2 protein-coding genes and 1 pseudogene are annotated in these 2,293 nt (G+C 65.3%); all 3 read right to left on the reverse strand.

Annotation, left to right across the window (positions count from 1 at the left end):
* Window positions 1–271: pseudogene (locus AHiyo1_RS18140) on the reverse strand (sterol carrier family protein); the annotation flags it as partial.
* 15 nt (window positions 272–286) lie between these two features.
* Window positions 287–1,303 (reverse strand): asparaginase, encoded by a 1,017-nt coding sequence (locus AHiyo1_RS18145; RefSeq protein ID WP_059389475.1) that lies wholly within the window; start codon window positions 1,301–1,303, stop codon window positions 287–289.
* Window positions 1,304–1,339: 36 nt separating this feature from the next.
* On the reverse strand, window positions 1,340–2,293 hold a 954-nt coding region (locus AHiyo1_RS27210), incomplete at its 5' end, for a molybdopterin-dependent oxidoreductase (protein WP_253257445.1).

Genomic DNA, 2,293 nt, shown 5'->3' on the forward strand with positions numbered 1-2,293 from the left:
ATGACATTCGGTGGGGTGCACGCGTGTGCCGGGGGCCCTCCACGCACTGGGTCACACCGAACGGCGGCACCCTGACTTCCACGGAGTTGCCCGGGGCTCGTGCGGTGAGTTCTTCCAGCGAGTAACGCACCGCAGTGGCCAGCACTGTGCGCGACGGCGGCGTCCCCGGACCCGTTTCTGGTCCCGCAGTGCCCTGCCCGACGGCGGCCTGCCATGCGGCCAGTGCCGCGCGGCCTTCCTCGAGGCCGATCCGGCGTCGTGCAATTGCCATTGTTCGCAGTTCCAATCAGTCCAGAAGCGCCGAAACGGCGTGGCCCAGGCGGATCCTGCCCACAGAGTGGCCACCGCCGAGGACGGGCTCAACGACCTTTTCGAGGACGCTTGAGACGCCTGGAATGTCGACGGCGCCGGCAACCGCGAGAAGCGTGAGTCCAACCAGGGTGGCCGCGCGGGGATTCCCGTCCAGGATCTTCACTGCGACAGAGGCACCTGTGGGGGTTGCCAGGACCAGGACACCTTCCGCACCGCCCTTGGCAAGCACTTCGAGTTCGTCCATGACGATAGTGTTCGCCTCGCCGCGGCCCTGCACTGCCCACGGGTAGTCCAACATGGACGTGGCGATGGTTGCCGCCCGGGCGTTGGAGCTCTGGTCCCGCGGGGCTTGGGCCAGGCGCGAGTAGGCCCGTGCCAGCCCGGTCAGGGAGAGCGCGGCCACCGGTGCCCCGCAGCCATCGATGCCGAGGTGCGCGATTTTCTCGCCGCTGTATTCCTCGATAACGGTCCGCACGCGGTGCTGCAAGGGATGGTTGGGCTCCAGGTAACTGTGCGTGTCCCAGCCGTTCTCGGTGCAGGCCCAGAGGAAAGCCGCGTGCTTGCCTGAACAATTGGAAGCCAACCTGGACTTGCCGTGCTCGGAACGGATCAACCAGTTGCGCGCGACTTCGTCCTGTGGCCATACCGACGGGCACTGCAGTTGTTCTTCACGGACGCCTGCCGCTTTGAGCATGCCTTCCACCACGTCCATGTGATCCAGCGAGCCCACATGGCTGGCGCAGGCCAAAGCCACCTGGGCGCCGCGGAGCGGAACCCCCGACTGCATCGACGCCAGGGCTTGGAAAGGCTTGAGCGCGGAGCGGGCATAGATAGGCGTGCTGATGTCGCCGAGCTGGGTCACCACGGATCCGTCACCGGAAAGCACCACTGCGGAACCGATATGGCGCGATTCGATGAAGCCGCTGCGTTCGATCACTGCCAGTTCGACGGCGGACTCAACGCTAAAGGTTTCATGCGAACTCAAGGGCATGATGCAAGTCTAGGGTGAAGGAACGGTCTTCCCCGGCTACTCCACGGTCACCATAACGGACTGCCATCCCGAGGCGCCGTCGGGCACGGGATCCGCCCGCTTTTCGGTCTGCAGTTCGCCCGCTCCATCCGTGGCACGGACCTTGATGTAGTGGGGTCCCGGAGTGGCGTCCCACGTGAAGGACCACTGCCTCCACGTGACAACAGATGCCTCCGCGGCAAGGGTGGCTTCGGACCAAGGGCCGTTGTCTATCTGGACCTCCACCTTCTTGATGCCGCGGGTCTGGGCCCAGGCCGTGCCACCCAAGGCAACCTTGCCAGCTGGCACCTTGGCGAAGGACTTGGGAACTTCCAGCCGGGCCATGGTCTTGATGGGACCCCGCTCGGACCAGCCCCGGGTAGTCCAATAGGCCTTGCTGTCCGCGAATCGGGTCACTTCCAGGTCCACCACCCATTTGGTCGCCGAGACGAAACCATAAAGACCGGGAACCACCATGCGCACGGGGTAGCCGTGTTCCAGCGGGAGGGGTTCGCCGTTCATGCCGATGGCCAGGATGGCATCCCTGCCGTCCTGAAGCACCTCCAGCGGAGTGGAGGCGCTGAAGCCGTCGATCGAGGTGGAGAGGACCATGTCCGCTCCGGGTTTGGGCCGGGCTTGTTTCAGCGCGTCACGGATGGGCATGCCCAACCACTTGGCGTTGCCGGCCAGGTTTCCGCCCACGGGATTGGACACGCACGTGAGCGACACGTGGGTTTCGATCAGTTGGGCGTCGAGCAGGTCTTGAAAGCTCAACCGGACCTCTTGTTCCACCATCCCGTGGATCCGCAGCTCCCACTCCTGGGCGTTGATCTCCGGCACACTCAAGGCGGTGTCGATCCTGTAGAAGTCCCTGGACGGGGTGAGCCAGGGGGTGACTCCCGGCGTCGGGGACTGGACGCCCGCGGGAACGGGGGCAGCAGCCCGGGCGGGAGCAGGGAGTTTCAAGGAATC

The sequence above is a fragment of the Arthrobacter sp. Hiyo1 genome, assembly GCF_001263615.2.
In the GTDB taxonomy this organism is placed as follows: domain Bacteria; phylum Actinomycetota; class Actinomycetes; order Actinomycetales; family Micrococcaceae; genus Arthrobacter.

What these genes read in the sequence shown, in the direction of transcription:
- AHiyo1_RS18145 (WP_059389475.1), bottom strand. Translation starts at nt 1,303, where the DNA reads ATGCCCTTGAGTTCGCATGAAACCTTTAGCGTTGAGTCCGCCGTCGAA.